This is a genomic window from Streptomyces sp. NPDC001068 (assembly GCF_042897315.1).
Taxonomy (GTDB): Bacteria; Actinomycetota; Actinomycetes; order Streptomycetales; family Streptomycetaceae; genus Streptomyces.
On record NZ_JBIAYD010000003.1, the window covers coordinates 214616 to 239341 of the forward strand.

Below are 24726 nucleotides of genomic sequence, written 5' to 3' on the forward strand. Positions count from 1 at the left end.
GTTCCTTCGCGGACCATGCCGAAGGGGCGGTACGAGGAGACTCGTACCGCCCCTTCGCGCTTGCTACCTGACGGCCAGCAGCAGGGTGTCCGAGGGCGAGCACCACACCGCCCGGGCCTCGCCGAAGCCCTTCTCGCGCAGCACGCGCGCGTGCCAGGCCGCCGGGGGCATGTCGCCGTCGGCGTGCTCGCCGTAGATCTCGAACCGGCGGGCGGTCGGCCCGGCCAGTACCGGGTCCTGCGCGGCCAGCTGCCACCACTGGGCCCAGTCGAGCGCACCCGCCGCCTTGGCCTGATCCATGCGCAGATGCCGCTGCGCCCGTTCCGCCGCGTTGATCCGGGGCGTGCTGTCGTCGATCATGTGGTCCGCGTTCATGAAGACACCGCCGTCGCGGACGAGTTCCGCGATCTGACCGTAGAGGGCCGCGAGGGGTTCGCTGTGCAGCCAGTGCAGGGCCGTGGCGGTCAGGACGGCGTCGTACGAGTCGTACGGCAGCTTCGTGCGCCAGTCGGGGTCCTTGAGGTCGGCGGTGACGAACGTGGCCCGCTCGTCGCCCGCGAAGGTGCCCTCGGCGATGGCGAGGAGGGCCGGGTCGAGGTCGACGCCGACGCTCTCCGCGGCCGGGAGGCGGCTCAGCAGCCGGGCGGTGACGGTGCCGGTGCCGCAGGCGAGGTCGAGGACGCGCGGGGCCGTGCCGACGAGCGCCTCGACCATGTCGAGCATGATCCGGAAGCGTTCCTCGCGGTCCGGCATGTACCACTCCTGCTGCCGGTCCCAGCTCTTCTGCCAGGCGGGCCAGTCCGCCCCGTTGGTGGTCGTCTGCGCATCCGTCATGGCAACCCTCCGCCGCACGAGTCCCGTAATACCCTTGGAGCACGACCGGCTGTTACCCGACCGCACCACTGACCGTAGAGCACCCCCGTAAGGACTACAAGTGGAACTGGCCTATTACTCGGACTACGCCGTCCGCCTCGTCAACAGCGAGGAACCGGCCCGGGGCAAGGACTCCCTGACCTCGGTCGAGGCCGTCCGCGACCTCTTCGGGGTCAACGCGTCGGCGGCCCGCCGCACCACCGACGCCGACGTCACCCGCTTCCGCTCGGTACGGGCCCGGCTGCGCGCGGTCTTCGAGGCCGCCGACCAGGGCGACGAGACGCTCGCGGTCGACCTGCTGAACTCACTGCTCCTGGAGTTCCCGGTCTCCCCGCAGATCTCCGGCCACGACCACCGGGACGAGGACGACCGCCCGCTGTGGCACATGCACCTCGCCGATCACCCCTCCAACGCCACCGCGGGCTACGCGGCCATCGCCGCGATGGGCCTGGCCTTCCACCTCACCGAGTACGGCGTCGACCGGCTCGGCCTGTGCGAGGCGGCGCCCTGCCGCAACGCCTACCTCGACACCTCCACCAACCGCTCCCGGCGCTACTGCTCGGACCGCTGCGCGACCCGCGCCAACGTGGCCGCCTACCGGGCCCGCAAACGCCTGGAGGCGGACCGGCCCGAACGCTCGGCCAGCACCGGACGGGCCGCCGAGAGCGCCCAGCGGGCCAGTGCCAGCGGCGAACGCTGACCGGCCCTGAGCGGCCGCCAGCGGAACAGCGCGCGGCCGAGGATCAGCTCCTCCGGCACGGTCCCGTAGTCGGTGCTGTCCCCGCCCGCGTACGCGTTGTCCCCGAGCACCCACCAGCCGCCCTCACGCGGCTCCACGGCCCGCTTCACGACGAGCAGGTCCTGCTGGAAGGGGTGCCGCAGGACGACGACGTCTCCGGCCCGCACCCGGGCCCCGTAGCGCACCAGGAGCTGGTCCCCCTGGTACAGCGTCGGCACCATCGACGGACCGGTCACCTCGGCCAGTCCGAAGGGCGCGGCGCCCCTCCCCCGCTCGGTCTCCTGCGACAGCTCCGGCATCGCCGGCACCTCCCCGGTCCGTTCCTCCACCAGTCCCAGTCTGACCCTGGACTTTTGTCCTAAGCCCATGGGGGCACTCGCGAAATCACGCTTCCCAGGGAGTAATGTCCCACCTGAGAAGACGATCACGAGGAAGGAATGCTCCATGCTTTCCCGCCTGTTTGCCCCCAAGGTCAAGGTCAGCGCGCACTGCGACCTGCCCTGCGGTGTGTACGACCCGGCCCAGGCCCGCATCGAGGCGGAGTCGGTGAAGGCCGTGCAGGAGAAGATGGCCGCCAACGACGACCCGCACTTCCAGGCGCGCGCCACCGTCATCAAGGAGCAGCGTGCCGAGCTCGCCAAGCACCACGTCTCGGTGCTCTGGAGCGACTACTTCAAGCCCCCGCACTTCGAGAAGTACCCCCAGCTGCACGTGCTGGTGAACGACACCCTGAAGGCCCTGTCCGCCGCCAAGGCGTCCACGGACCCGAAGACCGGCGAGAAGGCCCTGGAGCTCATCGCCGAGATCGACAAGATCTTCTGGGAGACCAAGAAGGCCTGACCTTCTCCGTCCCCGCACCGCACCCGGCCCGCAGACCGCCACCACGGCGGCCACGCGGCCGGGTGCGGTCGTCTTTCCCGATCATGCGGAAGGCGTACGCGTGCCACGCGGATCCGCGTTCCACCGGTCCCGCGCGCAAAGGGGCCGACCGGGGATCCGGCCGGCCCCTTGGGTGCCACGGCTAGTGGTGGTCGTCCTCGCCGGCCTCCAGGAGGCCCGCCGCCGCACCCACGATCCGCGGGTCCGGGCTGCCGACGACCTCCTCGTCCTTGTTGGCGTAGTCGAAACGGGCCAGGACGCTGCGCATGGCCTCGACCCGCGCCCGCTTCTTGTCGTTGCTCTTGACCACCGTCCACGGGGCGTACTCGGTGTCCGTCTCCCGGAACATCGCGACCTTCGCGGCCGTGTAGTCGTCCCAGCGGTCCAGCGAGGCCAGGTCCATCGGGCTGAGCTTCCACTGCCGTACCGGGTCGACCTGGCGGATGGTGAAGCGGGTCCGCTGCTCGCTCTGCGAGACCGAGAACCAGAACTTCACCAGGTCCACCCCGTCGTCCACCAGCATCCGCTCGAACAGCGGGGCCTGGCGCATGAAGCGCCGGTATTCGTCGTCGGAGCAGAAGCCCATGACCCGCTCGACGCCGGCCCGGTTGTACCAGGACCGGTCGAAGAGCACGATCTCACCGGCCGTCGGCAGGTGCTGGACGTAGCGCTGGAAGTACCACTGGCCGCTCTCGCGTTCGGTGGGCTTCTCCAGCGCCACCACCCGCGCGCCACGGGGGTTCAGGTGCTCCGTGAAGCGCTTGATGGTGCCGCCCTTGCCGGCCGCGTCCCGCCCCTCGAAGACGATGACGATCCGGCGTCCGGTCTCCTTGATCCAGGTCTGCAGCTTCAGCAGTTCGATCTGCTGCAGCCGCTTGTGCCACTCGTACTCCTTGCGCTCCATGCGCTGCGGGTACGGGTAGTTCTCCCGCCAGGTGTCGATCGGGGATCCGTCCGGGCGGATGAGTACGGGGTCGTCCGGGTCGCTGTAGTCGACCTTCAGGTCGGCCAGGTCGGACAGCAGGTCCGGCGTGGTCATCGGTCCTCCTCAGCGGCTTGGTGGGTCGTGGGTCAGTGGAACTGCGGGACGATCAGGTAGATGCCGTACGCCACCACAGCCGCGCAGGCGAGAAAGCAGAGACCCGCCTGGGCCGCTCCCACTGTGCTGGTGCCGCCCTGCTCCTTGGCCCCCTCGTGGCGGGCGAGCCCGAGGACGCCGAAGGCGAAGACAACCACCACTGCGAATGTAACTCCGATGCTCACCGCGGTGACCTCGCCGAGTGCGGTCCAGTCGATGTTCATGGGGACTCCCTCAGTCAGGCGGCGGTGCCGACGTTGGACGGGGGCGCCGTGCGGACGGCGACCTCGTGGCTGTCGTTGACGTTCTTCGCGTCGATCGGGTTGCGGCGCGACAGCAGGACGATGCCCGCCGCGAGCGCCGCGCCGACCAGCGCGACCACGATCGTGCCGAAGTTGCCGCCGTGCTTGACCGCGGACGCGGAGATGCCGCCGACCAGCGCGGCACACGGCAGGGTGACCAGCCAGGCGGCCACCATGCGGCCGGCGATGCCCCAGCGGACCTCCGCGAGCCGCCGGCCGAGGCCCGCGCCGAGGATGGAGCCGGAGGCGACCTGCGTGGTGGACAGGGCGAAGCCCATGTGGGCCGAGGTGAGGATGACGGCCGTGGAGGCGGTCTCCGCCGCGAAGCCCTGCGGGGACTGGATCTCGGTCAGGCCCTTGCCCATGGTGCGGATGATCCGCCAGCCGCCGATGTACGTGCCGAGGGCGATGGCGAGACCGGCGCAGAAGATCACCCAGACCGGCGGACCGGCGTCGCCGGGGAGCGCGCCGACGGAGATCAGGGTCAGGGTGATGATGCCCATGGTCTTCTGGGCGTCGTTGGTGCCGTGCGCGAGCGAGACCAGCGAGGCCGACCCGATCTGCCCGAGCCGGAAGCCCTTGGTCACCGAGGCCTCGCGGCCGCGGGCGGTGAGCTTGTAGGCGCAGTACGTCGCGATCAGCGCGGCGATGCCCGCGACCACCGGCGAGGCGAACGCCGGGATGATGATCTTCTCGAGAACCTTGTCGAAATGGACGGCACCCGAGCCGGCGCCGACCCACACGGCACCGATCAGGCCGCCGAACAGGGCGTGGGAGGAACTGGACGGCAGTCCGACCAGCCAGGTCAGCAGATTCCACAGAATGGCCCCGACCAACCCCGCGAAGATCATCGCCGGGGTGACCTTGGCGTCGTTGACAATGCCGCCGGAGATCGTCTTGGCGACCTCCGTCGAGAGAAAGGCCCCGACCAGGTTCAGCACACCGCTGATCAGAACGGCCGTCTTCGGTTTGAGCGCACCGGTCGCGATGGACGTGGCCATCGCGTTCGCCGTGTCATGGAACCCGTTGGTGAAGTCGAAAGCCAGCGCAGTGACGATCACGACCGCCACGAGGAACGTGATGTGGTCCATTCCTTAATGCAAACAAGGGCGAGCCAATTGCGCGATAACCGGAGGCAAACGAGGGTTCAAGAACAGGCCCGGTCCGGGTGCGCGATGTGCATGTCATGCTGATTCCGTGACGCTGGAGGATCTGAGACGGCTGCGCCGGGCGCGCGACCGCATGGACCGCGAGTACGCCGAGCCGCTCGACATGACCGAGCTGGCGCGGACCGCCCTCATGTCACCGGGCCACTTCCAGCGCAGCTTCCGCAAGGCGTTCGGGGAGACGCCCTACAGCTACCTGATGACCCGGCGGGTGGAGCGCGCCAAGGCGCTGCTGCGGCGCGGCGACCTCACCGTGACGGAGGTGTGCATGGCCGTCGGCTGTACGTCGCTCGGGTCCTTCAGCTCGCGGTTCACCGAACTGGTCGGCGAGACGCCCAGCGCGTACCGGGCGCGGGACCACGAGGAGGCCACCGTGATCCCGTCGTGCGTCGCCCGGACCTTCACCCGGCCCCGCCGACGCCCGTACTGACCGGACCACCGGCCACCCGCCACCCCCGGCGCGGGCGGCGGATTCCTCCTAGCCTGACCCCATGGACGTAAAACTCGCGCAGTGCTTCATCGCCGTCGACGACCACGACAAAGCCCTGGCCTTCTACCGGGACGTCCTCGGCCTGGAGGTCCACAACGACGTGTCCTTCGAGGGGATGCGCTGGGTCACCGTCGGCTCGCCCCGGCAGCCGGGCGTGGAGATCGTGCTGGAGCCGCCCGGCGCCAACCCGGACGCCTCACCCGCCGACCGGCAGGCCATGGCCGAACTGCTCGCCAAGGGCATGCTGCGCGGGGTCATCTTCTCCACCACCGACTGCGACGCGCTGTACGAGCGGGTACGGGAACACGGCGGTGACGTGATCCAGGAACCGACCGACCAGCACTGGGGCGTACGGGACTGCGCCTTCCGGGATCCGGCGGGCAATCTGCTGCGCTTCACCGAGCGCCGGGACGGGTAGCCGGCTCCGCGGTTCCGCGCACGGCTCCCGCCGGCGGCTCCCTCTACGATCCCGACCATGACCATCCGCTGGACGTACGCCTTCGCCGACCGCCCCACCGCGCACCTCGCCGTCGCGCAGGCCTTCTGGACCGCCGTCACGGGCACCTTCCTCTCGGCGCCCCGCGGGGAGGACGACGAGTTCGTGACGTTGCTGCCCGCCAGCGGCGTCGACGCCTGCGTCAAGGTCCAGGGCGTCGACGCGGGACCCGGCGGAGCCCACCTGGACCTCTGCGCCGAGGACGTGCCGGGCCTGGTGAAGCGGGCCCGTGAGCTCGGCGCCGAACCGGTCGCCGAGCACGACGGCTGGGCCGTGCTGCGGTCGCCCGGCGGGCAGTTGTGGTGTGCGGTGCCCTGGCAGGGCGAGTCGGTGCGGCCGCCGGTCGTCGCGGGCAGCCGGCTCGACCAGGTCAGCCTCGACGTCCCGCCGTCCGTGTACGCGGCGGAGACCGCGTTCTGGGCGGAGCTGACCGGCTGGGAACTGCTGACGGGTTCGCTGCCGGAGTTCCGGGTGCTCAGGCCGCCGGCGGGGCTGCCGCTACGGATCCTGCTCCAGCGCCTGGCCGAGGAGCGTCCCGCCACCGCCCATCTCGACCTGGCCTGCGCGGACATCGCGGCGACCCGGGCCTGGCACGAGGAACTCGGCGCGGTGCGGGTGGCCGACGGCAGGCACTGGACGGTGCTGCGCGACCCCGCGGGCGGCGTCTACTGCCTCACCGGCCGGGACCCGGAGACGGGCGGCCTCCCGAGCCGCGGCTAGGGCCGCGTCGCGAGCCGGTGGATCTTTCCGGTCGCGGCACCAGGTCGGACACGGCCTATCCCCAGGGCTCCACGTCCACCACAGCCTCGACCGGGATCGGGCCGTAGACGTGCGGGAACTCCTCGCCGCCCGGCTTCATCGCCTCCCACTTCACCGGTACACCCACTCGTGCCGGGTCCACGACCAGTACCACCAGCTCGTCCGGGCCGTCGTAGGAGCCGTAGAGGAAGGCGGCCACCCGCGGGAGTTGGTCGCGGGTGGAGCAGTGGATGAACCCCTCCTCCTGAAGGGTGCGGCCGCGGGTGGACAGCTCGTAGGTGCCCCGCGCGCGGGCGTCCTCCCACAGGGTGCGCTCGGTGATGTGCAGGATGTTCGGAAGTCCGGTCATACGACGAGGCTAAGGGCTGTCCCGTAATCCCCGGTGGGTCGGCGCACGGCGTCGGATGCGGTGCATCGCAAGGCGGAGGGTCGTCCTCATACTGGGCGTATTCGGGCGACCCCGACAAGCCGCGAGGTGCCGTAGCCGTCGTCGTGCGCCCGCCGGGGATTACGGGACAGCCCTTAGGGCCTCGGCGCGTCACTCGCCCCGGGTTTCCTCCCCGCCGGGTTCGTGCCGGGACTCCTCCCCGCCGAACCCTCCGAACTCGCGCCGGGTTTCCCGTCCGCCGGGTTCGCCGCGGGTCTCGCGCCCGCCGGCTTCGCGCCGGGATTCCCGCCGGCCGGGTGCGCGTGGCGCCGACCGCTGTCCCGCGCCGCCGGTGGCGCAGTCCGGATTGCGGCAGGGACCGGGGCCCCAGACCGGAACCCAGGCGCCCAGCGTCTTGTGCCGGCGCACCACGCTCTCGACGGCCTGCCCGCACACCGGACACACCCGGTCCCGGCTGTCCATGTCCCAAGCCTAGGCCGAACACGGCGCCCCGGCGTCCGCAGCGGACCGGCGGCGCCCGGCCGACGACGCCTGTCCAGGCCTCGGCCGCACCCGGCCGCGCCCGGCCGCGCCCGGCAGAACGGCGGGCCCCGCACGTCGTGGGGATGTGCGGGACCCGTTGGGCCGGACCCCCCGGAAGCCGTGCGGGGTCAGGAGCCGCACGGTTCCGGAGGCTCCGGGGTCTTCACCTGCTGCGCCGGGTCACGAACTCGGCGAGCGCGAGCAGGCCGCCGGCCGCGTCGGGGTCGGGTACGGCGCGGGCCAGCTCCTGCACCGCCCTGGCCATCCGGTCGGCCGCCTCGGCCTGCGCCCAGTCACGGCCGCCGGCCCGCTCCACGGCGAGCGCCGTGCGCGCGATCTCGTCGGCGTCGGCCCGCGCCCCCGGCTTGGCGTACAGCTCGGCGAGCTCACCCGCGGCAGGGGTGCCGGAGGTGAGGGCCGCGACGACCGGGAGGGACTTCTTGCGGGCCGCCAGGTCCGCGCCCGCCGGCTTGCCGGTACGCCGAGGATCACCCCATATCCCGATGACGTCGTCGATCAGCTGGAAGGCGAGCCCGGCCTGCCGGCCGAAACCGTCGAGCGCCGCCACCTCCTCCGCCGCCGACCCCGCGTACAGGGCTCCCAGCGCGCAGGCAGAACCGAGCAGCGCCCCGGTCTTGGCCTCCGCCATGACGAGCACCTCGTCGAGGGTGACCTCGCCGGGGGCCTGGTCCTCCATGGCCGTGTCGGCGTGCTGCCCGGCGCACAGTTCGAGGACGCACTGCGCGAGCCGGGCGGCGGCCGGGCCGGACGCCGGGTGCGGATCCTCGGCGAGCAACCGTAGGGCCAGCGCCTGGAGGGCGTCCCCGGCGAGGATCGCGTCGGCGTCGCCGAACACGGTCCACGCCGTGGGCCGGTGCCTGCGTGAGGTGTCCCGGTCCATGACGTCGTCGTGCAGCAGCGTGAAGTTGTGCACCAGTTCCACCGCCGCGGCGGCCCGTACGGCCGCCGCGCGTGCCGCCGCTCCGCCGAGCGCTTCGGCGGCGGTGAGGACGAGAGCGGGCCGGATGGCCTTGCCCGCGTCACCGGCCGCCGGAGTGCCGTCCGCGCGCTCCCAGCCGAAGTGGTAGCGCGCGATCCGCCGCATCGCGCCGGGTAACGAGTCGACGGCGGCGCGGAGTTCGGGGTCGACGGACGCCCGGGCACCCTCCAGTATGGCCGCCGCCTCGGCCCCTTCGGGGGGTTCGTCCCCCTCCGGCGGCAACCCCGCCGCACGCTGCCGACGCTCCGTCACGAACTCGGCCATGGCCTCCCCCTCGCGGAGTGCGCGCACGGTGGCGTCCGCGCCCCGGCTCGCACGTACCCCGAGGATGTACCCGCCCCGGAGGGCGGGAACACGGCCGCGAAGTGCGGAAACGTCACCTCCAGCGCCCGATCTCGACGTTCTCCAGCACGCCGAGGGCGTCGGGGACCAGGACGGCCGCCGAATAGTAGGCCGTGACCAGGTAGTTGATGATGGCCTGCTCGTTGATGCCCATGAAGCGCACCGAGAGGCTCGGCTCGATCTCGTCGGGCAGCCCGGACTGGCGCAGCCCGATGACACCCTGGTCCGCCTCGCCCGTACGCATGGCGATGATCGAGGTGGTCCGGGCGTCGGAGACCGGGATCTTGTTGCACGGGTAGATCGGCACCCCGCGCCAGGTCGGGATGCGGTTGCCGCCGACCTCGACGGACTCGGGCACCAGTCCGCGCTTGTTGAGTTCACGGCCGAAGGCGGCGATCGCCCGCGGGTGGGCGAGGAAGAGCTTGGTGCCGCGGCGGCGGCTGAGCAGCTCGTCCATGTCGTCAGGGCTGGGCACGCCGTCGTGCGGCTGCAGTCGCTGGTCGTACTGGCAGTTGCTGAGCAGACCGAACTCCGGGTTGTTGATCAGCTCGTGCTCCTGGCGCTCCTTCAACGCCTCCACGGTCAGCCGGAGCTGGTGCTCGGTCTGGTTCATCGGCTGGTTGTAGAGATCGGCGACCCGGGTGTGGATGCGCAGGACGGTCTGGGCGATGCTCAGTTCGTACTCGCGCGGCCGGGCCTCGTAGTCGACGAAGGTGTGCGGGATCTCGGGCTCGCCGCTGTGGCCTGCCGCGAGGGCGACCTCCTTCTCACCGAACTTGTTGGTGCGCTGCTCGGGGATCGCGCGCAGCTGCTGCAGGTGCTCGCGCAGCGAGTCGGCGCGCTCCGCGACCTGCTCGAAGTCCTGCCGGGACAGGGTCAGCACGGTGCAGGCCGTGTCCGCGCGGGCGGTGTACTCCCAGATGGCGTCCGGGTCGATCAGCCCCTGTTCGCCGAAGTGCGCGCCGTCGGCGAGGACACCGAGCACCGCGTCGTCGCCGTAGGGGCCGGTGCCGATCTTCTCGACACGGCCGTGCGCCAGCAGATAGACCTCCTCCGCCTGGCTGCCGAACGAGGCGATGACCTCGCCCGCGGCGAAGTCGCGCTGCCGGCAGCGCTGGGCCAGCTCTCCCAGCACCTCCTGGTCCTCGAAGGACCGCAGGACGGGCAGTTCGCCCAGCTCCGCGGGGATGACCTCGACCCGGTCTCCCGTCTTCAGGAACGTGATACGGCCGTCGCCGACGGTGTAGGTGAGCCGCCGGTTCACTCGGTACGTGCCGCCCTGGACATCCACCCAGGGCAGCGTCCGCAGCAGCCAGCGGGAGCTGATCTCCTGCATCTGGGGCGCGGACTTGGTGGTGGTGGCCAGGTTCCGCGCGGCCGCGGTGTCCAGGGACTGCTGCGGCTTGCCCTGATCCGTGCGGATCTCTTCGCCTACCGACATAAGGAAATGCCCTCCCATACCCGCGCGGACGCCGATCTGCCCGCGCCTCGGTCTCACCGGCCACCCTGTCATCACGGAGCGTGCCCGGGCCATTACCCGAAAGAGCGGGAATAGATCATCGAACAAGTGGGCATGCCGGGCGAATAGTCGCTCGGCCGACCCCAGTTGTGGCGACTTGTCCGGATCGGCTCGCACGTGATCCGAACACGCCCATGGCGGACTGGCCCGGCGCATCCCGCTTCGGTAGAAGGTTCGTCGGCGGCGGGTTCGACACGGCACCGCAGAAGCCCGTATCGGCACAGACGCCGCTCATACCGGCACAGAAGCCACACAAGTCACAGAAGCTAAGGAGGCGGTCATGGCCCCACCCATGTCCGCGGACGCCTTCCTCGACGCGTTGCGCAGCGAGGGCGTCACGGTCGTCGAGGTCGGCGACTGGCGGGAGCACAACCGTAACCACAAGGGGCCCTGGGGCCCGGTCCACGGCGTGATGATCCACCACACGGCGACCCGGGGCTCCGCGCACACGGTCCGGGTCTGCCACGACGGCCGCTCCGGCCTGCCCGGCCCGCTCTGCCACGGCGTCATCACCAAGGACGGCACGGTCCACCTCGTCGGCCACGGCCGCGCCAACCACGCGGGGTCCGGCGACGACGACGTCCTGCGCGCCGTGATCGCCGAGAAGGCGCTGCCCCACGACAACGAGGCGAACACCGACGGCAACCGGCACTTCTACGGCTTCGAGTGCGAGAACCTCGGCGACGGCGAGGACCCGTGGCCCGAGGTACAGCTGGAGGCGATCGAGAAGGTCGCCGCGGCGGTGTGCCGGCGGCACGGCTGGACCGAGCGGTCGGTGATCGGCCACGCGGAGTGGCAGCCGGGGAAGGTGGACCCCCGCGGTTTCACGATGGCCTGGCTGCGCGGGCGCGTCCGGGACCGCCTGAAGTGACCTCCCCGCCTGAAGTGACCTCCGGTGCGCGCTCCGGGTGACAATGGCCGGGTGACCAGCGCCGACATACTCGCCCCACGGCTCCCTTCCCCGCTGGAGGAGGTGGCCGACGACCGGTTCGGCCGGCACGGCGTCCGGCTCCTCCTCAAGCGGGACGATCTGATCCACCCGGAGCTGATCGGCAACAAGTGGCGCAAACTGGTCCCGAACATCGAGGCGGCGGCCGGCCGGCCGGTACTCACCTTCGGCGGCGCCTACTCCAACCACCTGCGGGCGACGGCCGCGGCGGGACGGCTGCTCGGTTTCCCGACCGTGGGCGTGGTCCGCGGTGAGGAACTGGCCGCCCGGCCGCTGAACCCCTCGCTGGCGCGGTGCGCGGCCGACGGCATGCGCCTGCGTTTCGTCGACAGGTCGACGTACCGACGCAAGGCCGAGCCGTCGGTGCTGGCCGGTCTGGCCCGGGCCGCGGGAGCCGAGGACGCGTACGTCGTCCCGGAGGGCGGCAGCAACACGGCCGCGGTCCGCGGGTGCCGCGCCCTGGGCGCCGAGCTGCGCGGCCTGGCCGACGTGGTGGCGATCGCCTGCGGCACCGGCGGCACGCTGGCCGGGCTCGCGGCCGGCCTGGACGCGGGGCAGCGGGCGCTCGGGGTGCCGGTGCTGCGGGGCGGCTTCCTGGCCCGGGAGACGGAGCGGCTCCAGCGGGCGGCGTTCGGGGGGCGGCGCGGCGACTGGACGCTGGACGAACGGTTCCACTTCGGCGGGTACGCGCGCACGGGGCCCTGCCTCGACGCCTTCGCCAGGGACTTCGAGGACCGGCACGGGCTGCCCGTGGAGCGGCTGTATGTCGCCAAATTGCTGTATGGGCTTGTCGAGCTGGTGGCAGAGGGCGCGTGGCCGCGCGGGACCCGGGTGGCGGCGGTCATCACCGCCTGACCCGGGTCCGCGCGGTCGTCTCAGGCGGCCTCCCGGTAGGCCGCGGCCTCCTCCAGGTCCAGTCGGCGCAGCAGGGTCCGGAGCATCTCGTCGTCGATGTAGCGGTGGTCGCGGAGGCGGACGAACACCTCGCGTTCGGCGCTGATCATGTCGCGGGACAGCCGGCGGTAGGTGTCGTCGACCGACTCGCCGGTGACGGGGTTGGTCTGGCCGAGGCGTTCCCACACGGCGTTGCGGCGGCGCTCCAGGACCAGGCGCAGCCGGTCGGCGAGCGGCGGCGGAAGTTCGTTGCGTTCGTCGGAGAGCAGTTCGTCGAGGCGGCTCTCGGCCGCGCGGGACGCCTGCGCCTGGGCGTTGGCCTCGGCGAGGGTCTCGGCCTGGACGTCCCGGGGCGGGAACTTCATCAGCCGGATCAGCGGGGCCAGGCTGAGGCCCTGCACCACCAGGGTGCCGATGACGGTCGTGAAGGTCAGGAAGAGGATCAGGTTGCGCTGCGGGAAGGCGCTGCCGTCGTGCACGGTGAGCGGGATCGAGAAGGCGATGGCCAGCGAGACGACCCCGCGCATGGCCGCCCAGGACTCGACGATGGGCGATCTCCAGTCCAGGTCCCCCTCGCGCTCGCGGATCCGTGGGAACACCAGGCGCGGCAGGATCGCCGCCGGATACATCCACACGAACCGGGCCGCGACGACGACGAGGAAGAGGGCGGTCGCGTACCAGGCGGCGTCGATGCCCCGGTACGCGCCGAGGCCCTTGAGGACGACCGGCAGCTGCAGTCCGATCAGCGCGAAGACCGCCGACTCCAGCAGGAACGCGACCATCCGCCACACCGCGTCCTCCTGCAGGCGGGTGGCGAAGTCGACCTCCCACGCGCGGTGGCCGAGGTAGAGGGCGACCACCACGACGGCCAGCACACCGGAGGCGTGCAGCTGCTCGGCGACGCCGTAGGCGACGAACGGGATCAGCAGCGACAGCGTGTTCTGCAGCAGGGCCTCCTGGAGGTGGGTGCGCAGCCAGTGGATCGGCACCATCAGCACCAGGCCGACCAGGACGCCGCCGATCGCGGCCACCAGGAACTCACCGACCCCGTGCACCCAGGAGGCGCCCTCGCCGATGGCGGCCGCGACGGCCACCCGGTAGGCGGTGATCGCGGTGGCGTCGTTCAGCAGGGACTCGCCCTGGAGGATCGTGGTGAGGCGGGACGGCAGCCCCACCCGGCGGGCGATCGCGGCGGCGGCCACGGCGTCCGTGGGGGCCAGCACCGCGCCGAGCGCGAGCGCCGCGGGCAGCGGCAGGCCGGGCACGATCACGTAGGCGGCCCAGCCGACCACGAAGGTCGCGAAGAGCACGTACCCGACCGACAGGAGCGCCACGGGCCGCATGTTGGCCCGCAGGTCGAGGTACGAGCTCTCGGTGCCCTCCTTGTAGAGCAGCGGCGGCAGCACCAGCGGCAGCACGATGTCCGGGTCGAGCGTGTAGTCGGGGACGCCCGGAATGTAGGAGACGGCCAGCCCGACGGCGACCAGCAGCAGGGGCGCCGGCACCGGGGTGCGCCGCGCCGCGCCGGCGACCGCCGCGCTTCCCGCCACGAGCAACAGCAGCGGCAACACGTCCATGATCCTCGCCCACCCTCATTTTCCGCGCGGCCACGCGCACACCCGTCGTAATCTGGCAATCATGAAACAGTGCACGCACGCCGGCGCGCTGCCGCACCCGGAACCCCGACCGCTCGACGAGACCTGCCCGGAGTGCCTCTCCCAGGGCTGGCACCCCGTTCAGCTGCGGCTCTGTCTGACCTGTGGTCATGTCGGCTGCTGCGACTCGTCGCCCGGAAGACATGCGACGGGGCACCACGAGACCTCCGGCCATCCCGTGATGCGGACCTTCGAGCCGGGCGAGGACTGGCGCTGGTGCTTCGTCGACCACGTCCTCGTGTGAGACTGCACCAGGGCCGCTGAAGGCGGCCGTGGCGACGGTTCGACGGCTTGACGCCGGGGTACGTCAACCCGGCGCGCGCTCTTCCCAATTGGGCAAGCCGGACCCCTAGACACGGAGCGTATCCACAGGTTTACTGTGAGTGACGTCAGGGGGTTGGGGTCCCGGGACAGAAAAGTTCGGAGCGCGGTAGCGTCACCGCAGAACCACGTAGTGCGTTACCCCGGGGGGCGACCCTCGGCCCCCCGAAATGCTTGTACCACCATGGAGGTGAGGGTGTCCCAGATCGCAGGCGAGCCCGCGACCCAGGACTTCGTGGAAGTCCGGCTGCCGGCTGCGGGTGCCTACCTGTCGGTGCTGCGGACGGCCACGGCCGGTCTCGCCGCCCGCTTGGACTTCACCCTGGACGAGATCGAGGACCTGCGCATCGCGGTCGACGAGGCCTGCGCGATCCTGCTCCAGCAGGCCGTTCCCGGCTCGGTGCTCAGCTGTGTCTTCCGCCTCGTCGACGACTCGCTGGAGGTCACGGTCTCCGCCCCGACCACCGACGGGCACGCCCCGTCGCGCGACACCTTCGCCTGGACCGTGCTGTCGGCCCTGGCGGGCAAGGTCTCGTCGGCCGTCGACGAGGACAAGACCGTGTCGATCAGCCTCTACAAACAGCGCGGCGCGGGACCCGGGCCGGCGTGAGGAACGGGGACGGGCCGGTGCGGGACGAAGAGCGCGGCACACGGGAGTTGTCGGCCGGGGGCGAGGAGCCCGAGGCCGGCTCCCGCCGCATGGCTGACGGCATCGACGGCATCCCGGAACAGGCCAGGCCGCATCCGGAGGACCCCTCCGTGCGCGTCGGGCTGGACGGTGCCGTGCAGAGCGCGCCCCCGGAAGGGCGGAACGGGGTCGCGGCCCCGAGCCGAGCCGGGGCGAAGGCTCGCGGAAGGGCGACGGGCGGGACGATGAGCGAGCACGAGCGATACGCCGAGGACAAGGCGCTGGCCGCCGAGGTGGTGCAGGCGACCCAGCACGGCCCTCAGGACCGCAGCGGGGCGCGCGCCATGTTCATCGAGCTGCGCATGCTCAAGGACGGCAGCCCGGAGTACGCGGAGCTGCGCAACAAGCTGGTCCGGATGCACCTGCCGCTCGTGGAGCACCTCGCGCGCAGGTTCCGCAACCGCGGCGAGCCGCTGGACGACCTGACCCAGGTCGCCACCATCGGCCTGATCAAGTCGGTCGACCGGTTCGATCCGGAGCGGGGGGTGGAGTTCTCCACCTACGCCACTCCCACCGTGGTCGGCGAGATCAAGCGCCACTTCCGCGACAAGGGCTGGGCGGTCCGCGTCCCGCGCCGTCTGCAGGAGCTGCGGCTGGCGCTGACCACCGCGACGGCGGAGCTGTCCCAGCAGCACGGCCGCTCCCCCACGGTCCACGAACTGGCCGAGAAGCTCGCGATCTCCGAGGAGGAGGTCCTGGAGGGCCTGGAGTCGGCCAACGCCTACTCCACCCTGTCCCTGGACGTCCCCGACACCGACGACGAGTCCCCGGCGGTCGCCGACACGCTCGGCGCGGAGGACGAGGCCCTGGAGGGCGTCGAGTACCGCGAGTCCCTCAAGCCGCTGCTGGAGGACCTTCCGCCCCGGGAGAAGCGGATCCTTCTCCTCCGCTTCTTCGGCAACATGACACAGTCCCAGATCGCCCAGGAGGTCGGCATCAGCCAGATGCACGTCTCACGGCTGCTCGCGAGGACCCTGGCCCAGCTTCGCGAGAAGCTGCTGGTCGAGGAGTAGGTCTCCGCGTCGAGGGCCGGAGGTCAGCCGCTGCGCCCCGGCCCCCTGATCCCGAGGGCCCGGGTGGTGGCCGAGTTCACCAGCAGCACCAGCGAGGCGATCGCCACCACGGCCAGCGCGATACCCGCCGGAATGGCCACGCTGTCGGCCTGCAGCAGGTTGTAGGCCACCGGCAGCGCCATGATCTGGGTGATCACCGCGGGTCCCCGGCTCCAGCTCCTGCGCAGCAGCAGCCCCCGGGCCGCGAGCAGCGGCAGCAGCGCCAGCACGAGCACGGTGATGCCCCCGGTGACGGCCTGCCCCCGGTCGTCCGGAGACCCGGTGAACCCGCGGACGAGCATCCACACCCCGCCGACCGCGAGCGCGAGCCCCTCCAGTCCGCTCAGCGCGGCCGCGTACGTCAGCCGCCGCGGACGGGGTCCGTCGGTCACGTCGGCCTTCTCGGCCGTAGGCGCATTGCTCACGGCAGAAGGGTAGCCCTCGCCCCGGACGCCGGGCCCGGGCCACGGTCCCACGTGGCCAGACTCACGCCCCTTTCTCTTACCGGATCCCTAACGCGGCCTGGGCCCGGTACTTCCCAGTAGGTACGCTGCAATCCATGCGTGCACTTCTCGTGGTCAATCCGGCGGCAACCACCACAAGCGCACGTAGGCGCGATGTCCTGATCCACGCGCTCGCGAGCGAGGTCGAACTGGAGGCCGTCACCACCGAGTACCGCGGCCACGCCCGGGACCTGGGACGGCAGGCGGCGGAGAGCGAGGACATCGACCTGGTCGTGGCCCTGGGCGGCGACGGCACGGTCAACGAGGTGGTCAACGGCCTCCTGCACGCCGGACCCGATCCGGACCGGCTGCCCGGGCTCGCGGTGGTCCCCGGCGGTTCCACCAATGTCTTCGCACGCGCGCTCGGCCTGCCCAACGACCCGGTGGAGGCCACCGGCGCCCTGCTCGGCGCGCTGCGCGAGAAGCAGGAGCGGATCGTGGGCCTCGGGCTGACGGCCGGTACCCCCGGCACCGCGGACGAGGAGGTCCCGGCCCGCTGGTTCACCTTCAACGCGGGGCTCGGCTTCGACGCCGGCGTGGTCGGCCGGGTCGAGCAGCAGCGCGAACTCGGCAGGAAGTCGACGCACGCGCTGTATGTGAGGCAGGTCGTACGGCAGTTCTTCGGCGAACAGCACCGCCGGCACGGCGCGATCACCCTCGAGCGGCCCGGCGCCGACCCGGTCAGCGATCTCGTGGTGGCGATAGTCTCGAACACCTCGCCCTGGACGTATCTCGGCAATCGCCCTATGTACACGTCACCTAAGGCCTCGTTCGATAAAGGCATCGACGTACTCGGTCTCAGCCGTCTGTCGACGGCCGCGGTTGCCCGGTATGGCACGCAGTTGCTCACTTCGTCCCCCGAGCGCGGACCGCATGGAAAGCACGCCCTCTCCCTGCACGACCTGGACCAGTTCACCTTGCATTCGAAGGTCCCACTCCCCCTTCAGATGGACGGCGACCACCTGGGACTGCGTACGAGCGTGACGTTCACAGGCGTACGCCGCGCACTGCGTGTGATTGTGTGAGCGGAAGGGGCCAAAGTCCTTTCACTCGAACGTTTAGGCCAGGATCCACCCCATGGAAGTACGGCTGTGACCCAGTCGACACCGAGGAATCAAAAAAAACTTTCCGGAAGGGGTTGTATCCGTCGCTGAGGTTTGCGAGGCTCTACGTGGCGGTCGGGACAGCCCGCAACACCGGCGTCCGCTGATCACCGGAATCCCCTTCAACTCACAGGACCCCTGCCAGGGAACCTGGCGGTCGGCCCTTCACTTGTTGAGGGATTCGTGAAAGCGTTCACATTCACAAGCACCGTGCATGTAATACCAAGGAGAGGTAGCAGCCATGGACTGGCGTCACAACGCCGTTTGCCGCGAGGAAGACCCCGAGCTCTTCTTCCCCATCGGCAACACCGGTCCTGCGCTGCTGCAGATCGAGGAAGCCAAGGCCGTCTGCCGTCGCTGTCCCGTCATGGACCAGTGTCTGCAGTGGGCGCTCGAGTCCGGCCAGGACTCCGGCGTCTGGGGTGGTCTCAGCGAGGACGAGCGTCGCGCGATGAAGCGCCGTGCCGCCCGCAACCGGGCCCGTCAGGCCACCGCCTGACAGTCCCACCCCTGGTGACAGCCTGAGCTTGGCGGCGCGTACAGCGAGTACGCATCTCCCGCCCCCGAGCCGCAGCGCGCAGTACCCCCGATGCGCTTAGAAACAAGCAGCAGCGAGCGAGCAGCCCCGGACCCACCAGGTCCGGGGCTCTTTGCTGCGCCCGGACACCGGCCGCCGCCCGGGGGCCGACGGCCGCCGGGCTACTTCTGCGGCTGCACCGGCACGTCGAGGATCACGCGGGTCCCCCGTCCGGGCGCCGGCACCATGTCGAACGTGCCGCCCAACTCACCCTCCACCAGCGTCCGTACGATCTGCAGGCCGAGGTTCCCCGAGCGGTGCGGGTCGAAGTCCTCGGGCAGACCGACGCCGTCGTCCTGGACGGTCACCAGGAGTCGCGCCTCCTTGGTGGTCCCGCCGCGGACCGCGGTCACCTCGACGGTCCCGGTCTCCCCCTCACGGAAGCCGTGTTCGAGGGCGTTCTGCAGGATCTCGGTGAGGACCATCGACAGCGGGGTCGCCACCTCGGCGTCGAGTATGCCGAAGCGTCCGGTGCGCCGGCCGGCGACCTTGCCCGGCGAGATCTCCGCGACCATGGCCAGCACCCGGTCGGCGATCTCGTCGAACTCCACGCGCTCGTCCAGGTTCTGGGACAGCGTCTCATGCACGATGGCGATCGAGCCGACCCGCCGGACCGCCTCCTCCAGGGCCTCCCGGCCGCGCTCGGACTCGATCCGGCGGGCCTGCAGGCGCAACAGCGCGGCAACCGTCTGGAGGTTGTTCTTCACCCGGTGGTGGATCTCCCGGATGGTCGCGTCCTTGGTGATCAACTCACGTTCACGCCGCCGGAGTTCGGTGACGTCCCGGAGCAGCACCAGGGAACCGATGCGGGTGCCCTTGGGCTTCAGCGGGATCGCCCGGAACTGGATCGCGCCGTCGCTGGACTCGATCTCGAACTCGCGCGGCGCCCAGCCGCTGGCGACCTTGGCGAGCGCCTCGTCCACCGGTCCCCGGGTCGGGGCGAGTTCGGCGGTGGTCCGGCCAAGGTGGTGGCCGAGCAGGTCGGAGGCGAGGCCGAGACGGTGGTAGGCGGAGAGGGCGTTCGGGGAGGCGTACTGGACGATGCCGTCCGCGTCCAGCCGGATCAGACCGTCGCCGACCCGCGGCGAGGCATCCATGTCGACCTGCTGGTTCGGGAAGGGAAACGATCCGGCAGCGATCATCTGCGCGAGGTCGGAGGCGCTCTGGAGGTAGGTCAGCTCCAGCCGGCTCGGAGTACGCACCGTGAGCAGATTGGTGTTGCGGGCGATGACCCCGAGGACCCGGCCCTCACGCCGTACCGGGATGGACTCGACCCGTACGGGGACCTCTTCGCGCCACTCCGGGTCGCCCTCCCGGACGATCCGGCCCTCGTCCAGGGCGATGTCCAGCATGGGGCGGCGGCCCCGCGGGACCAGATGGCCGACCATGTCGTCCTGGTAGGAGGTGGGGCCGGTGTTGGGGCGCATCTGCGCCACCGAGACGTAGCGGGTGCCGTCCTCGGTGGGTACCCACAGGACCAGGTCGGCGAAGGAGAGGTCGGAGAGCAGCTGCCACTCCGAGACCAGCAGATGGAGCCACTCGAGGTCGGAGTCGTCGAGGGCGGTGTGCTGGCGGACCAGTTCGTTCATGGAGGGCACTCTGCGAGCGTACCCGCGGGTCTGTTGCCGGTCTAAAAGGGCCGGATACACCCGCGGGCCGCGGCGCCTGGGAGGGACCCTCAACCCTCCCGGCACCGCAGCCCGGAGCAGCATCGGCCACGGGGTGTGCGGTCCCGACCGGCCGAAGGTGAGGACCCGGGGCAGTCAGGGCAGAGAGCTCCGGTTCCTCGGTCCGACCTCCTGTGCGGGGAGGACGGAAGAATGCGACTGCGATGTACGGACCCGCCGTACTCCTTCAGTGCTCGTACGCAATTGTGGACTAGACCACGGTGTGTGTCCATGCGTTGGAGGCTGTTCACAGTCGACGCGATCGCAGCGTAGCCCGCCGGAGGGGGTCGTGGGGCCCGATGCGGCCGGGCATTTCCCGACACCCCGGCCCACAGGCGGGATTTTTCCTTGATTCACCCGTTCTGGCGTATTCACGTAACCTCACACCTGTCCTCTTTTCACCGCGCCCGCTTCCCGGGTGACAGGGGCCGGTTCTGTTAGATTGGTCCCATCGGATTGGTCTAAACCACATAGACAGAACGGCAGGCCCAGCGTGGAAGTTGTCATCGTTCCGGACGCCGCCGCGGGTGGCGAACTGATCGCCGAGGCCATGGCCCAGCTGCTCCGCCGCAAGCCGGACGCGCTGCTCGGGGTGGCCACGGGCTCGACCCCGCTCCCCATCTACCAGGCGCTCACCGCCAAGGTGCGGTCCGGTGCCGTGGACGCCTCGCGGGCGCGGATAGCCCAGCTCGACGAGTACGTGGGGCTGCCGGCCGAGCATCCGGAGTCGTACCGGTCGGTGCTGCGGCGCGAGGTGCTGGAGCCGCTCGGGATCGGCATGGAGGCGTTCCTCGGACCCGACGGCGCCGCCGAGGACGTGCAGGCCGCCTGCGAGGCGTACGACAGGGAGCTGGCGCGGGTGGGCGGCGTGGACCTGCAGCTGCTCGGGATCGGGACGGACGGGCACATCGGGTTCAACGAGCCGTGTTCGTCGCTCGCCTCGCGGACCCGGATCAAGACGCTCACCGAGCAGACCCGGGTCGACAACGCGCGGTTCTTCGACGGGGACATCGAGCAGGTGCCGCACCACGTGATCACTCAGGGTATCGGGACGATCCTGGAGGCACGGCATCTGGTGCTGCTGGCGACGGGCGAGGGCAAGGCCGACGCGGTCGCGGCGACCGTGGAAGGACCGGTCGCCGCGGTGTGTCCCGCGTCGGCGCTGCAGTTGCATCCGCACGCCACGGTGGTGGTGGACGAGGCCGCCGCGTCCAAGCTGAAGCTCGCGGAGTACTTCCGGCACACGTTCGCGAACAAGCCGGCTTGGCAGGGGATCTGAGGACGCACGCGTCCGCCGGGTGCGGTGCGGTGCGCTGCGGACCAGCCGTCGTGGGCGGCTGGTCGCGCGGTTCCTTCCCCGGCCTCCGGCCGGGGGTACCCCCAGCGCCCCCGAGGGGGCGCTCCGGTCACCGGGGTGCGATGACCTCGGCCGCCGCCGTGCCGCACACCCGCGCCGCGCCGTGGGTCGCGATGTGCAGGGCGCCTCGGGCGGGGGCCTGCGGGACGCCCATCTCCACCACGATCGTGTCGGGGCGGGCGGCGAGGAGCGCGTCCAGCGCACCGGTCATCCAGGCGTGGCGGTGTTCGTCCCGGAGCACCGCCACGATCCTGCGGTCGCCGGCCGCCGCCAGGGCGTCCCGGCCCGCTTGGGCGCCCGTGAAGTCCGCCGTCCCGGTGCCGGGCAGCCTGCGGGAGAGCTCCGCCGCCACCCCCCAGGGGGTCTCCGTGCCGACCGCGATGTTGGACACCGGGCTGAACACGGCCACGAAGGGCGCGGCGGTCAGCGGCGGACAGGGATCGACGCGCGTCACATCGAGCGCGCGGCGGGCCGCGACGAGACCGATGTCCGCGGCCGCGGAATCCGGCCGCGCCCGCTCCGTCGTCGCCGTCCAGCGGGCCAGCGACCGTACCCGGTCCGCGGCCTGGGCCAGGCGTTCCTCGGGGAGTTCACCGGAGCGGACCGCCGCGACCAGCGCGTCGCGCAGCCGTCGTACCGTCTCCTCGTCGGCGAGCCCGCCGCCCACGCAGATCGCGTCGGCGCCGGCGGCGATCGCCAGGACGCTGCCGTGTTCGATGCCGTACGTCGCGGCGATGGCCTGCATCTCCATGCCGTCGGTGACGATCAGCCCCTCGTAGCCGAGTTCGCCGCGCAGCAGATCGGTGAGGATCGTGCGGGACAGCGTGGCCGGCCGGGCCGGGTCCAGGGCCGGGACCAGGATGTGCGCGCTCATCACGGCACGGGTGCCCGCGGCGATGGCGGCCCGGAAGGGGGCCAGTTCCCGGGCGTGCAGGACGTCCGCCGACGCGTCGATGCGGGGCAGCGCGAGGTGCGAGTCGACGGCGGTGTCGCCGTGGCCGGGGAAGTGCTTGGTGCACGCCGCCACCCCGGCCGACTGGAGGCCGGTGACGTAGGCCGCCGTGTGCCGGGCGACCAGGTCCGGGTCGGCGCCGAAGGAGCGGACGCCGATGACCGGGTTGGCCGGGTCGGAGTTGACGTCGCCGGACGGGGCCCAGTTGAAGTTCACCCCGCAGGCCGCGAGGCGGCGGCCCAGTTCGAGGGCGACCTCGCGGGTCAGCTCCGTGTCGTCGACGGCGCCGAGCGCGTGGTTGCCGGGGAAGGAGGAGCCGGTGTGCACCTCCAGGCGGGTGACGTCGCCGCCCTCCTCGTCGATGGCCACCAGGACGTCGTCCCGTTCGGCGCGCAACTGTGCGGTGAGGGCGGCCAGTTGTTCGGGCGAGGCGATGTTGCGGCCGAACAGGCCGACGGCGGCGAGACCTTCGCCGAGCCGGCGCAGCAGCCAGTCGGGGGCGGTGGTCCCGGTGAAGCCGGGCTGCAGGACGGTCAGCGCGTCGCGCGTGAGTGTGTCCGTACCGCTGGCGAGTGTCGTCATCGGGTGGCGTTATCCCTTCACGGCGCCCGCGGTCAGGCCCGCGGCCATCTTGCGCTGGACGAGGAGGAAGAGGACGACGATCGGCACGGCCATCATCGTGGCGCCGGCCATCATCGGGGCGTATTCGGTGCCGTGCTTGGTGGTGAAGTTGGCGAGCCAGACGGTCGCGGTCTGGTTCTCCTGGCTGAGCAGCATCAGGGCGTAGATGTACTCGTTCCAGGCCTGGATGAAGGCGTAGACCGAGGTGGCGACCAGGCCGGGGGCCAGCAGCGGGAAGACCACGCGGACGAAGGCGCCGGTGCGCGAGCAGCCGTCGACCATCGCGGCCTCCTCCAGCTCCTTCGGGATGTTGACGATGAAGCCGCGCATGGTCCACACCGTGAACGGCAGGATGAAGGTCAGATAGGTGATGATCAGCCCGGTGAGCTTGTCGTACTGCCCCAGGTCGTTGAGGAGCAGGAAGACCGGGATGATCATGGCGACCAGCGGGACCATCTGCACCGCGAGGATCCCGACGATCACGACCTTGCGGCCGCGGAAGGCGAACCGGGAGATGGCCAGGGCGGCCAGCAGGCCGACGACCATGCCGATCAACACGACGGACAGCGAGACGATCAGGCTGCGGCCCACCGGGCCCCAGAAGTCGGCGATGTCCAGGGCGCGGCGGAAGTTGTCCAGGGTCAGGCCCGTGGGCAGCAGGCTCGGGTCCGGGTCGATGGCGTCCTTGGCCGGCTTGAAGGCCGTGTTCAGCATCCAGTACACGGGGAAGCCGACGACGACGAAGACCAGGAGACCGAGGATGTTCCAGCCGAGACGGGGTCCCCTGCGGGCGGTTGCGGTGCTCATTCGACCTCTCCGATCTTCAGCATCTGGCGCATGTACACGGCGACGACACCGAGCAGGAGGAGCACGGTGAGCAGGGCGATCGCGGACCCCTGTCCGTAGTCGTTGACCACGAAGGCGCGGTCGTAGGAGTAGGTGGTCAGCAGCTGGAACTCGGGCTCGGGGTGGCCGCCGCGCATCACGAAGACCTGCGGGAAGACACCCATGTCCCAGATCACCGAGAGGGTCGTGAGCATCACGATGATCGGCTTGAGGATGGGGAGCGTGACATAGCGGAAGACGCCCCAGGCGCCCGCACCGTCGAGCCGGGCGGCCTCCTCCAGCTCCGCCGGGACCTGGGTGAGACCGGCACTGAGCGTGATGACCACGAACGGCACCGCGCCCCAGACCACCAGGAGCATGATCACCGCGAGTCCCTGGGGGCCGCTGGCGAACCAGTTGTGGCCGATCAGCTCGACCCCCGGGATCTTGCTGAGCAGGGCGTTGAGGATGCCGTAGTCGGAGTCGAAGAGCCACTTGAAGAGCGTGGTGGCGACGATGACCGGCATGCCCCAGCTGGCCACCAGCACGATGTTGACCAGGGTCTTCACCCAGCCGGAGACCCGCTGCAGCAGCAGGGCGACGAGCATGCCGACGACCATGGTGAAGACCACGCTGCCGACCGCGAAGACGATCGTGCGCAGCACGACCTGCCAGAACTCGGTGTCGCCGAGCACGTCGGAGAAGTTCCCGAACCCGACCCACTCGGCGGGCTTGAACCCCCACAGCTGGGACTGCCCGAACTCCTGGAAGGAGAGGGTGACCAGCCGGTAGAAGGGGTAGCCGAGTACCAGCCCGAGGATCGCGAGGCAGGGCGCGAGCAGCAGCCAGGGAACGGCGGGACCGCCGGAGCGCCGGTTCGCCCGTGGTCGGTGCGGGGAGTCCGGTGGAGGTGCCGGCACCTTGGCGGGTGTGGTCGTGTCTACGGCACTCATCGCACTCCTAAGCAGTTCAAGAAACGTCAGGTGACGCGCCCTGAAGGGGCGCGGGG

At 71.0% G+C, this 24726-nt stretch carries 28 protein-coding genes; 13 read left to right on the forward strand and 15 right to left on the reverse strand.

Features of this window, described 5'->3' with window-relative positions; translation table 11 throughout:
• Window positions 1–63: 63 nt before the first annotated feature.
• The gene (locus ACFY3I_RS10370) at window positions 64–834 is read right to left on the reverse strand and encodes a class I SAM-dependent methyltransferase (RefSeq protein ID WP_390860242.1); all 771 of its coding nucleotides are present in this window, start codon (window positions 832–834) and stop codon (window positions 64–66) included.
• Window positions 835–934: 100 nt separating this feature from the next.
• Between ACFY3I_RS10370 and ACFY3I_RS10375 the strand changes: the two genes are divergently transcribed.
• Window positions 935–1573 carry a CGNR zinc finger domain-containing protein gene (locus ACFY3I_RS10375; protein ID WP_365290658.1) on the forward strand — a complete coding sequence of 213 codons (639 nt, stop codon included), beginning with the start codon at window positions 935–937 and terminating at the stop codon, window positions 1571–1573.
• Here ACFY3I_RS10375 and sodX read toward each other — a convergent pair.
• The gene (gene sodX, locus ACFY3I_RS10380; RefSeq protein ID WP_390860503.1) at window positions 1468–1911 is read right to left on the reverse strand and encodes a nickel-type superoxide dismutase maturation protease; all 444 of its coding nucleotides are present in this window, start codon (window positions 1909–1911) and stop codon (window positions 1468–1470) included. The two genes, ACFY3I_RS10375 and sodX, sit on opposite strands and share 106 nt — an antisense overlap.
• Window positions 1912–2056: 145 nt before the next feature.
• Here sodX and sodN point away from each other — a divergent pair, with 145 nt between their 5' ends.
• Complete coding sequence (gene sodN, locus ACFY3I_RS10385) at window positions 2057–2452, forward strand: superoxide dismutase, Ni (protein ID WP_055634112.1); 396 nt, start codon at window positions 2057–2059, stop codon at window positions 2450–2452.
• Between the two features lie 181 nt (window positions 2453–2633).
• Here sodN and ppk2 read toward each other — a convergent pair whose 3' ends face one another.
• Genes ppk2 through ACFY3I_RS10400 form a run of 3 tightly spaced genes read right to left on the reverse strand, consistent with a single transcriptional unit; the run spans window position 2634 to window position 4962 of the window.
• The gene (ppk2, locus tag ACFY3I_RS10390) at window positions 2634–3530 is read right to left on the reverse strand and encodes a polyphosphate kinase 2 (protein WP_390860243.1); all 897 of its coding nucleotides are present in this window, start codon (window positions 3528–3530) and stop codon (window positions 2634–2636) included.
• A 32-nt stretch (window positions 3531–3562) separates the two neighbouring features.
• Window positions 3563–3793, reverse strand: coding sequence for a hypothetical protein (locus ACFY3I_RS10395; protein ID WP_365290654.1), 231 nt, complete (start codon window positions 3791–3793; stop codon window positions 3563–3565).
• 14 nt (window positions 3794–3807) lie between these two features.
• The gene (locus ACFY3I_RS10400) at window positions 3808–4962 is read right to left on the reverse strand and encodes an anion permease (protein ID WP_390860244.1); all 1155 of its coding nucleotides are present in this window, start codon (window positions 4960–4962) and stop codon (window positions 3808–3810) included.
• A 151-nt stretch (window positions 4963–5113) separates the two neighbouring features.
• On the opposite strand from ACFY3I_RS10400, the gene ACFY3I_RS10405 reads away from it, so the two are divergent.
• From ACFY3I_RS10405 to ACFY3I_RS10415, 3 genes are all read left to right on the forward strand, one after another.
• Window positions 5114–5467 (forward strand): helix-turn-helix transcriptional regulator, encoded by a 354-nt coding sequence (locus ACFY3I_RS10405; protein WP_390860504.1) that lies wholly within the window; start codon window positions 5114–5116, stop codon window positions 5465–5467.
• A gap of 61 nt (window positions 5468–5528) precedes the next feature.
• Window positions 5529–5945: a VOC family protein gene (locus ACFY3I_RS10410; RefSeq protein ID WP_365290649.1), complete on the forward strand. Its 417-nt coding sequence runs from the start codon at window positions 5529–5531 to the stop codon at window positions 5943–5945.
• 57 nt (window positions 5946–6002) lie between these two features.
• A complete protein-coding gene (locus ACFY3I_RS10415; RefSeq protein WP_390860245.1) occupies window positions 6003–6743 on the forward strand; it encodes a VOC family protein in 741 nt (246 codons plus the stop codon).
• Between the two features lie 55 nt (window positions 6744–6798).
• Here ACFY3I_RS10415 and ACFY3I_RS10420 read toward each other — a convergent pair whose 3' ends face one another.
• The 4 genes from ACFY3I_RS10420 to ACFY3I_RS10435 all read right to left on the reverse strand — a co-directional run bounded on the left by ACFY3I_RS10420 (window position 6799) and on the right by ACFY3I_RS10435 (window position 10475).
• Window positions 6799–7131 (reverse strand): DUF952 domain-containing protein, encoded by a 333-nt coding sequence (locus ACFY3I_RS10420; RefSeq protein WP_390860246.1) that lies wholly within the window; start codon window positions 7129–7131, stop codon window positions 6799–6801.
• Window positions 7132–7320: 189 nt separating this feature from the next.
• Window positions 7321–7632, reverse strand: a complete 312-nt coding sequence (locus ACFY3I_RS10425) for a hypothetical protein (RefSeq protein ID WP_390860247.1) — start codon at window positions 7630–7632, stop codon at window positions 7321–7323.
• 223 nt (window positions 7633–7855) lie between these two features.
• A complete protein-coding gene (locus ACFY3I_RS10430) occupies window positions 7856–8956 on the reverse strand; it encodes a family 2 encapsulin nanocompartment cargo protein polyprenyl transferase (protein ID WP_390860248.1) in 1101 nt (366 codons plus the stop codon).
• A 112-nt stretch (window positions 8957–9068) separates the two neighbouring features.
• Window positions 9069–10475, reverse strand: coding sequence for a family 2B encapsulin nanocompartment shell protein (locus tag ACFY3I_RS10435; RefSeq protein WP_365290642.1), 1407 nt, complete (start codon window positions 10473–10475; stop codon window positions 9069–9071).
• 358 nt (window positions 10476–10833) lie between these two features.
• Here ACFY3I_RS10435 and ACFY3I_RS10440 point away from each other — a divergent pair, with 358 nt between their 5' ends.
• Both ACFY3I_RS10440 and ACFY3I_RS10445 read left to right on the forward strand, forming a co-directional pair.
• Complete coding sequence (locus tag ACFY3I_RS10440; protein WP_390860249.1) at window positions 10834–11424, forward strand: N-acetylmuramoyl-L-alanine amidase; 591 nt, start codon at window positions 10834–10836, stop codon at window positions 11422–11424.
• A gap of 51 nt (window positions 11425–11475) precedes the next feature.
• Window positions 11476–12357 carry a 1-aminocyclopropane-1-carboxylate deaminase/D-cysteine desulfhydrase gene (locus tag ACFY3I_RS10445; RefSeq protein WP_390860250.1) on the forward strand — a complete coding sequence of 294 codons (882 nt, stop codon included), beginning with the start codon at window positions 11476–11478 and terminating at the stop codon, window positions 12355–12357.
• 20 nt (window positions 12358–12377) lie between these two features.
• Here ACFY3I_RS10445 and ACFY3I_RS10450 read toward each other — a convergent pair whose 3' ends face one another.
• Window positions 12378–13973 (reverse strand): Na+/H+ antiporter, encoded by a 1596-nt coding sequence (locus tag ACFY3I_RS10450; RefSeq protein WP_365290636.1) that lies wholly within the window; start codon window positions 13971–13973, stop codon window positions 12378–12380.
• Window positions 13974–14034: 61 nt separating this feature from the next.
• Between ACFY3I_RS10450 and ACFY3I_RS10455 the strand changes: the two genes are divergently transcribed.
• The 3 genes from ACFY3I_RS10455 (at window position 14035) to ACFY3I_RS10465 (ending at window position 16073) form a co-directional block, all read left to right on the forward strand.
• A complete protein-coding gene (locus ACFY3I_RS10455; RefSeq protein WP_365290634.1) occupies window positions 14035–14295 on the forward strand; it encodes a UBP-type zinc finger domain-containing protein in 261 nt (86 codons plus the stop codon).
• Window positions 14296–14568: 273 nt separating this feature from the next.
• Entirely contained in the window at window positions 14569–14982 is a 414-nt protein-coding gene (locus tag ACFY3I_RS10460; RefSeq protein WP_004925829.1) for an anti-sigma regulatory factor, read from the forward strand.
• Window positions 14983–14999: 17 nt separating this feature from the next.
• The gene (locus ACFY3I_RS10465) at window positions 15000–16073 is read left to right on the forward strand and encodes an RNA polymerase sigma factor SigF (RefSeq protein ID WP_365290632.1); all 1074 of its coding nucleotides are present in this window, start codon (window positions 15000–15002) and stop codon (window positions 16071–16073) included.
• A gap of 23 nt (window positions 16074–16096) precedes the next feature.
• Here ACFY3I_RS10465 and ACFY3I_RS10470 read toward each other — a convergent pair whose 3' ends face one another.
• Window positions 16097–16537, reverse strand: coding sequence for a hypothetical protein (locus ACFY3I_RS10470; RefSeq protein ID WP_390860251.1), 441 nt, complete (start codon window positions 16535–16537; stop codon window positions 16097–16099).
• Window positions 16538–16671: 134 nt separating this feature from the next.
• On the opposite strand from ACFY3I_RS10470, the gene ACFY3I_RS10475 reads away from it, so the two are divergent.
• Window positions 16672–17640, forward strand: a complete 969-nt coding sequence (locus tag ACFY3I_RS10475; protein ID WP_390860252.1) for a diacylglycerol/lipid kinase family protein — start codon at window positions 16672–16674, stop codon at window positions 17638–17640.
• Window positions 17641–17959: 319 nt separating this feature from the next.
• Window positions 17960–18217, forward strand: a complete 258-nt coding sequence (locus ACFY3I_RS10480) for a WhiB family transcriptional regulator (protein WP_010353616.1) — start codon at window positions 17960–17962, stop codon at window positions 18215–18217.
• 200 nt (window positions 18218–18417) lie between these two features.
• Here the strand turns inward: ACFY3I_RS10480 and ACFY3I_RS10485 are convergent, their stop codons facing one another.
• Entirely contained in the window at window positions 18418–19884 is a 1467-nt protein-coding gene (locus ACFY3I_RS10485) for a PAS domain-containing sensor histidine kinase (RefSeq protein WP_365290740.1), read from the reverse strand.
• A 571-nt stretch (window positions 19885–20455) separates the two neighbouring features.
• Between ACFY3I_RS10485 and nagB the strand changes: the two genes are divergently transcribed.
• On the forward strand, window positions 20456–21241 hold the full coding sequence (gene nagB / locus ACFY3I_RS10490) for a glucosamine-6-phosphate deaminase (protein WP_390860253.1): 786 nt from the start codon (window positions 20456–20458) through the stop codon (window positions 21239–21241).
• A gap of 127 nt (window positions 21242–21368) precedes the next feature.
• Here nagB and ACFY3I_RS10495 read toward each other — a convergent pair whose 3' ends face one another.
• The 3 genes from ACFY3I_RS10495 to ACFY3I_RS10505 are packed head-to-tail and all read right to left on the reverse strand — an operon-like array spanning window position 21369 to window position 24670.
• Window positions 21369–22853 carry a glycoside hydrolase family 3 protein gene (locus ACFY3I_RS10495; protein ID WP_390860254.1) on the reverse strand — a complete coding sequence of 495 codons (1485 nt, stop codon included), beginning with the start codon at window positions 22851–22853 and terminating at the stop codon, window positions 21369–21371.
• A 9-nt stretch (window positions 22854–22862) separates the two neighbouring features.
• Window positions 22863–23699, reverse strand: coding sequence for a carbohydrate ABC transporter permease (locus ACFY3I_RS10500; RefSeq protein ID WP_390860255.1), 837 nt, complete (start codon window positions 23697–23699; stop codon window positions 22863–22865).
• Window positions 23696–24670, reverse strand: a complete 975-nt coding sequence (locus ACFY3I_RS10505) for a carbohydrate ABC transporter permease (RefSeq protein WP_390860256.1) — start codon at window positions 24668–24670, stop codon at window positions 23696–23698. The genes ACFY3I_RS10500 and ACFY3I_RS10505 overlap by 4 nt, the downstream gene beginning before the upstream one ends.
• Between the last annotated feature and the right edge of the window lie 56 nt (window positions 24671–24726).

Coding starts and splice junctions, on each gene's coding strand:
- ACFY3I_RS10475 (WP_390860252.1), top strand. CDS start 16,672: ATGCGTGCACTTCTCGTGGTCAATCCGGCGGCAACCACCACAAGCGCA.
- ACFY3I_RS10395 (WP_365290654.1), bottom strand. CDS start 3,793: ATGAACATCGACTGGACCGCACTCGGCGAGGTCACCGCGGTGAGCATC.
- ppk2 (WP_390860243.1), bottom strand. CDS start 3,530: ATGACCACGCCGGACCTGCTGTCCGACCTGGCCGACCTGAAGGTCGAC.
- ACFY3I_RS10505 (WP_390860256.1), bottom strand. CDS start 24,670: ATGAGTGCCGTAGACACGACCACACCCGCCAAGGTGCCGGCACCTCCA.
- ACFY3I_RS10410 (WP_365290649.1), top strand. CDS start 5,529: ATGGACGTAAAACTCGCGCAGTGCTTCATCGCCGTCGACGACCACGAC.
- ACFY3I_RS10485 (WP_365290740.1), bottom strand. CDS start 19,884: ATGAACGAACTGGTCCGCCAGCACACCGCCCTCGACGACTCCGACCTC.
- ACFY3I_RS10500 (WP_390860255.1), bottom strand. CDS start 23,699: ATGAGCACCGCAACCGCCCGCAGGGGACCCCGTCTCGGCTGGAACATC.
- ACFY3I_RS10480 (WP_010353616.1), top strand. CDS start 17,960: ATGGACTGGCGTCACAACGCCGTTTGCCGCGAGGAAGACCCCGAGCTC.
- sodN (WP_055634112.1), top strand. CDS start 2,057: ATGCTTTCCCGCCTGTTTGCCCCCAAGGTCAAGGTCAGCGCGCACTGC.
- ACFY3I_RS10400 (WP_390860244.1), bottom strand. CDS start 4,962: ATGGACCACATCACGTTCCTCGTGGCGGTCGTGATCGTCACTGCGCTG.
- ACFY3I_RS10425 (WP_390860247.1), bottom strand. CDS start 7,632: ATGGACAGCCGGGACCGGGTGTGTCCGGTGTGCGGGCAGGCCGTCGAG.
- ACFY3I_RS10405 (WP_390860504.1), top strand. CDS start 5,114: ATGGACCGCGAGTACGCCGAGCCGCTCGACATGACCGAGCTGGCGCGG.
- ACFY3I_RS10450 (WP_365290636.1), bottom strand. CDS start 13,973: ATGGACGTGTTGCCGCTGCTGTTGCTCGTGGCGGGAAGCGCGGCGGTC.
- ACFY3I_RS10440 (WP_390860249.1), top strand. CDS start 10,834: ATGGCCCCACCCATGTCCGCGGACGCCTTCCTCGACGCGTTGCGCAGC.
- ACFY3I_RS10495 (WP_390860254.1), bottom strand. CDS start 22,853: ATGACGACACTCGCCAGCGGTACGGACACACTCACGCGCGACGCGCTG.
- ACFY3I_RS10430 (WP_390860248.1), bottom strand. CDS start 8,956: ATGGCCGAGTTCGTGACGGAGCGTCGGCAGCGTGCGGCGGGGTTGCCG.
- ACFY3I_RS10420 (WP_390860246.1), bottom strand. CDS start 7,131: ATGACCGGACTTCCGAACATCCTGCACATCACCGAGCGCACCCTGTGG.
- ACFY3I_RS10415 (WP_390860245.1), top strand. CDS start 6,003: ATGACCATCCGCTGGACGTACGCCTTCGCCGACCGCCCCACCGCGCAC.
- ACFY3I_RS10455 (WP_365290634.1), top strand. CDS start 14,035: ATGAAACAGTGCACGCACGCCGGCGCGCTGCCGCACCCGGAACCCCGA.
- sodX (WP_390860503.1), bottom strand. CDS start 1,911: ATGCCGGAGCTGTCGCAGGAGACCGAGCGGGGGAGGGGCGCCGCGCCC.
- ACFY3I_RS10435 (WP_365290642.1), bottom strand. CDS start 10,475: ATGTCGGTAGGCGAAGAGATCCGCACGGATCAGGGCAAGCCGCAGCAG.
- ACFY3I_RS10370 (WP_390860242.1), bottom strand. CDS start 834: ATGACGGATGCGCAGACGACCACCAACGGGGCGGACTGGCCCGCCTGG.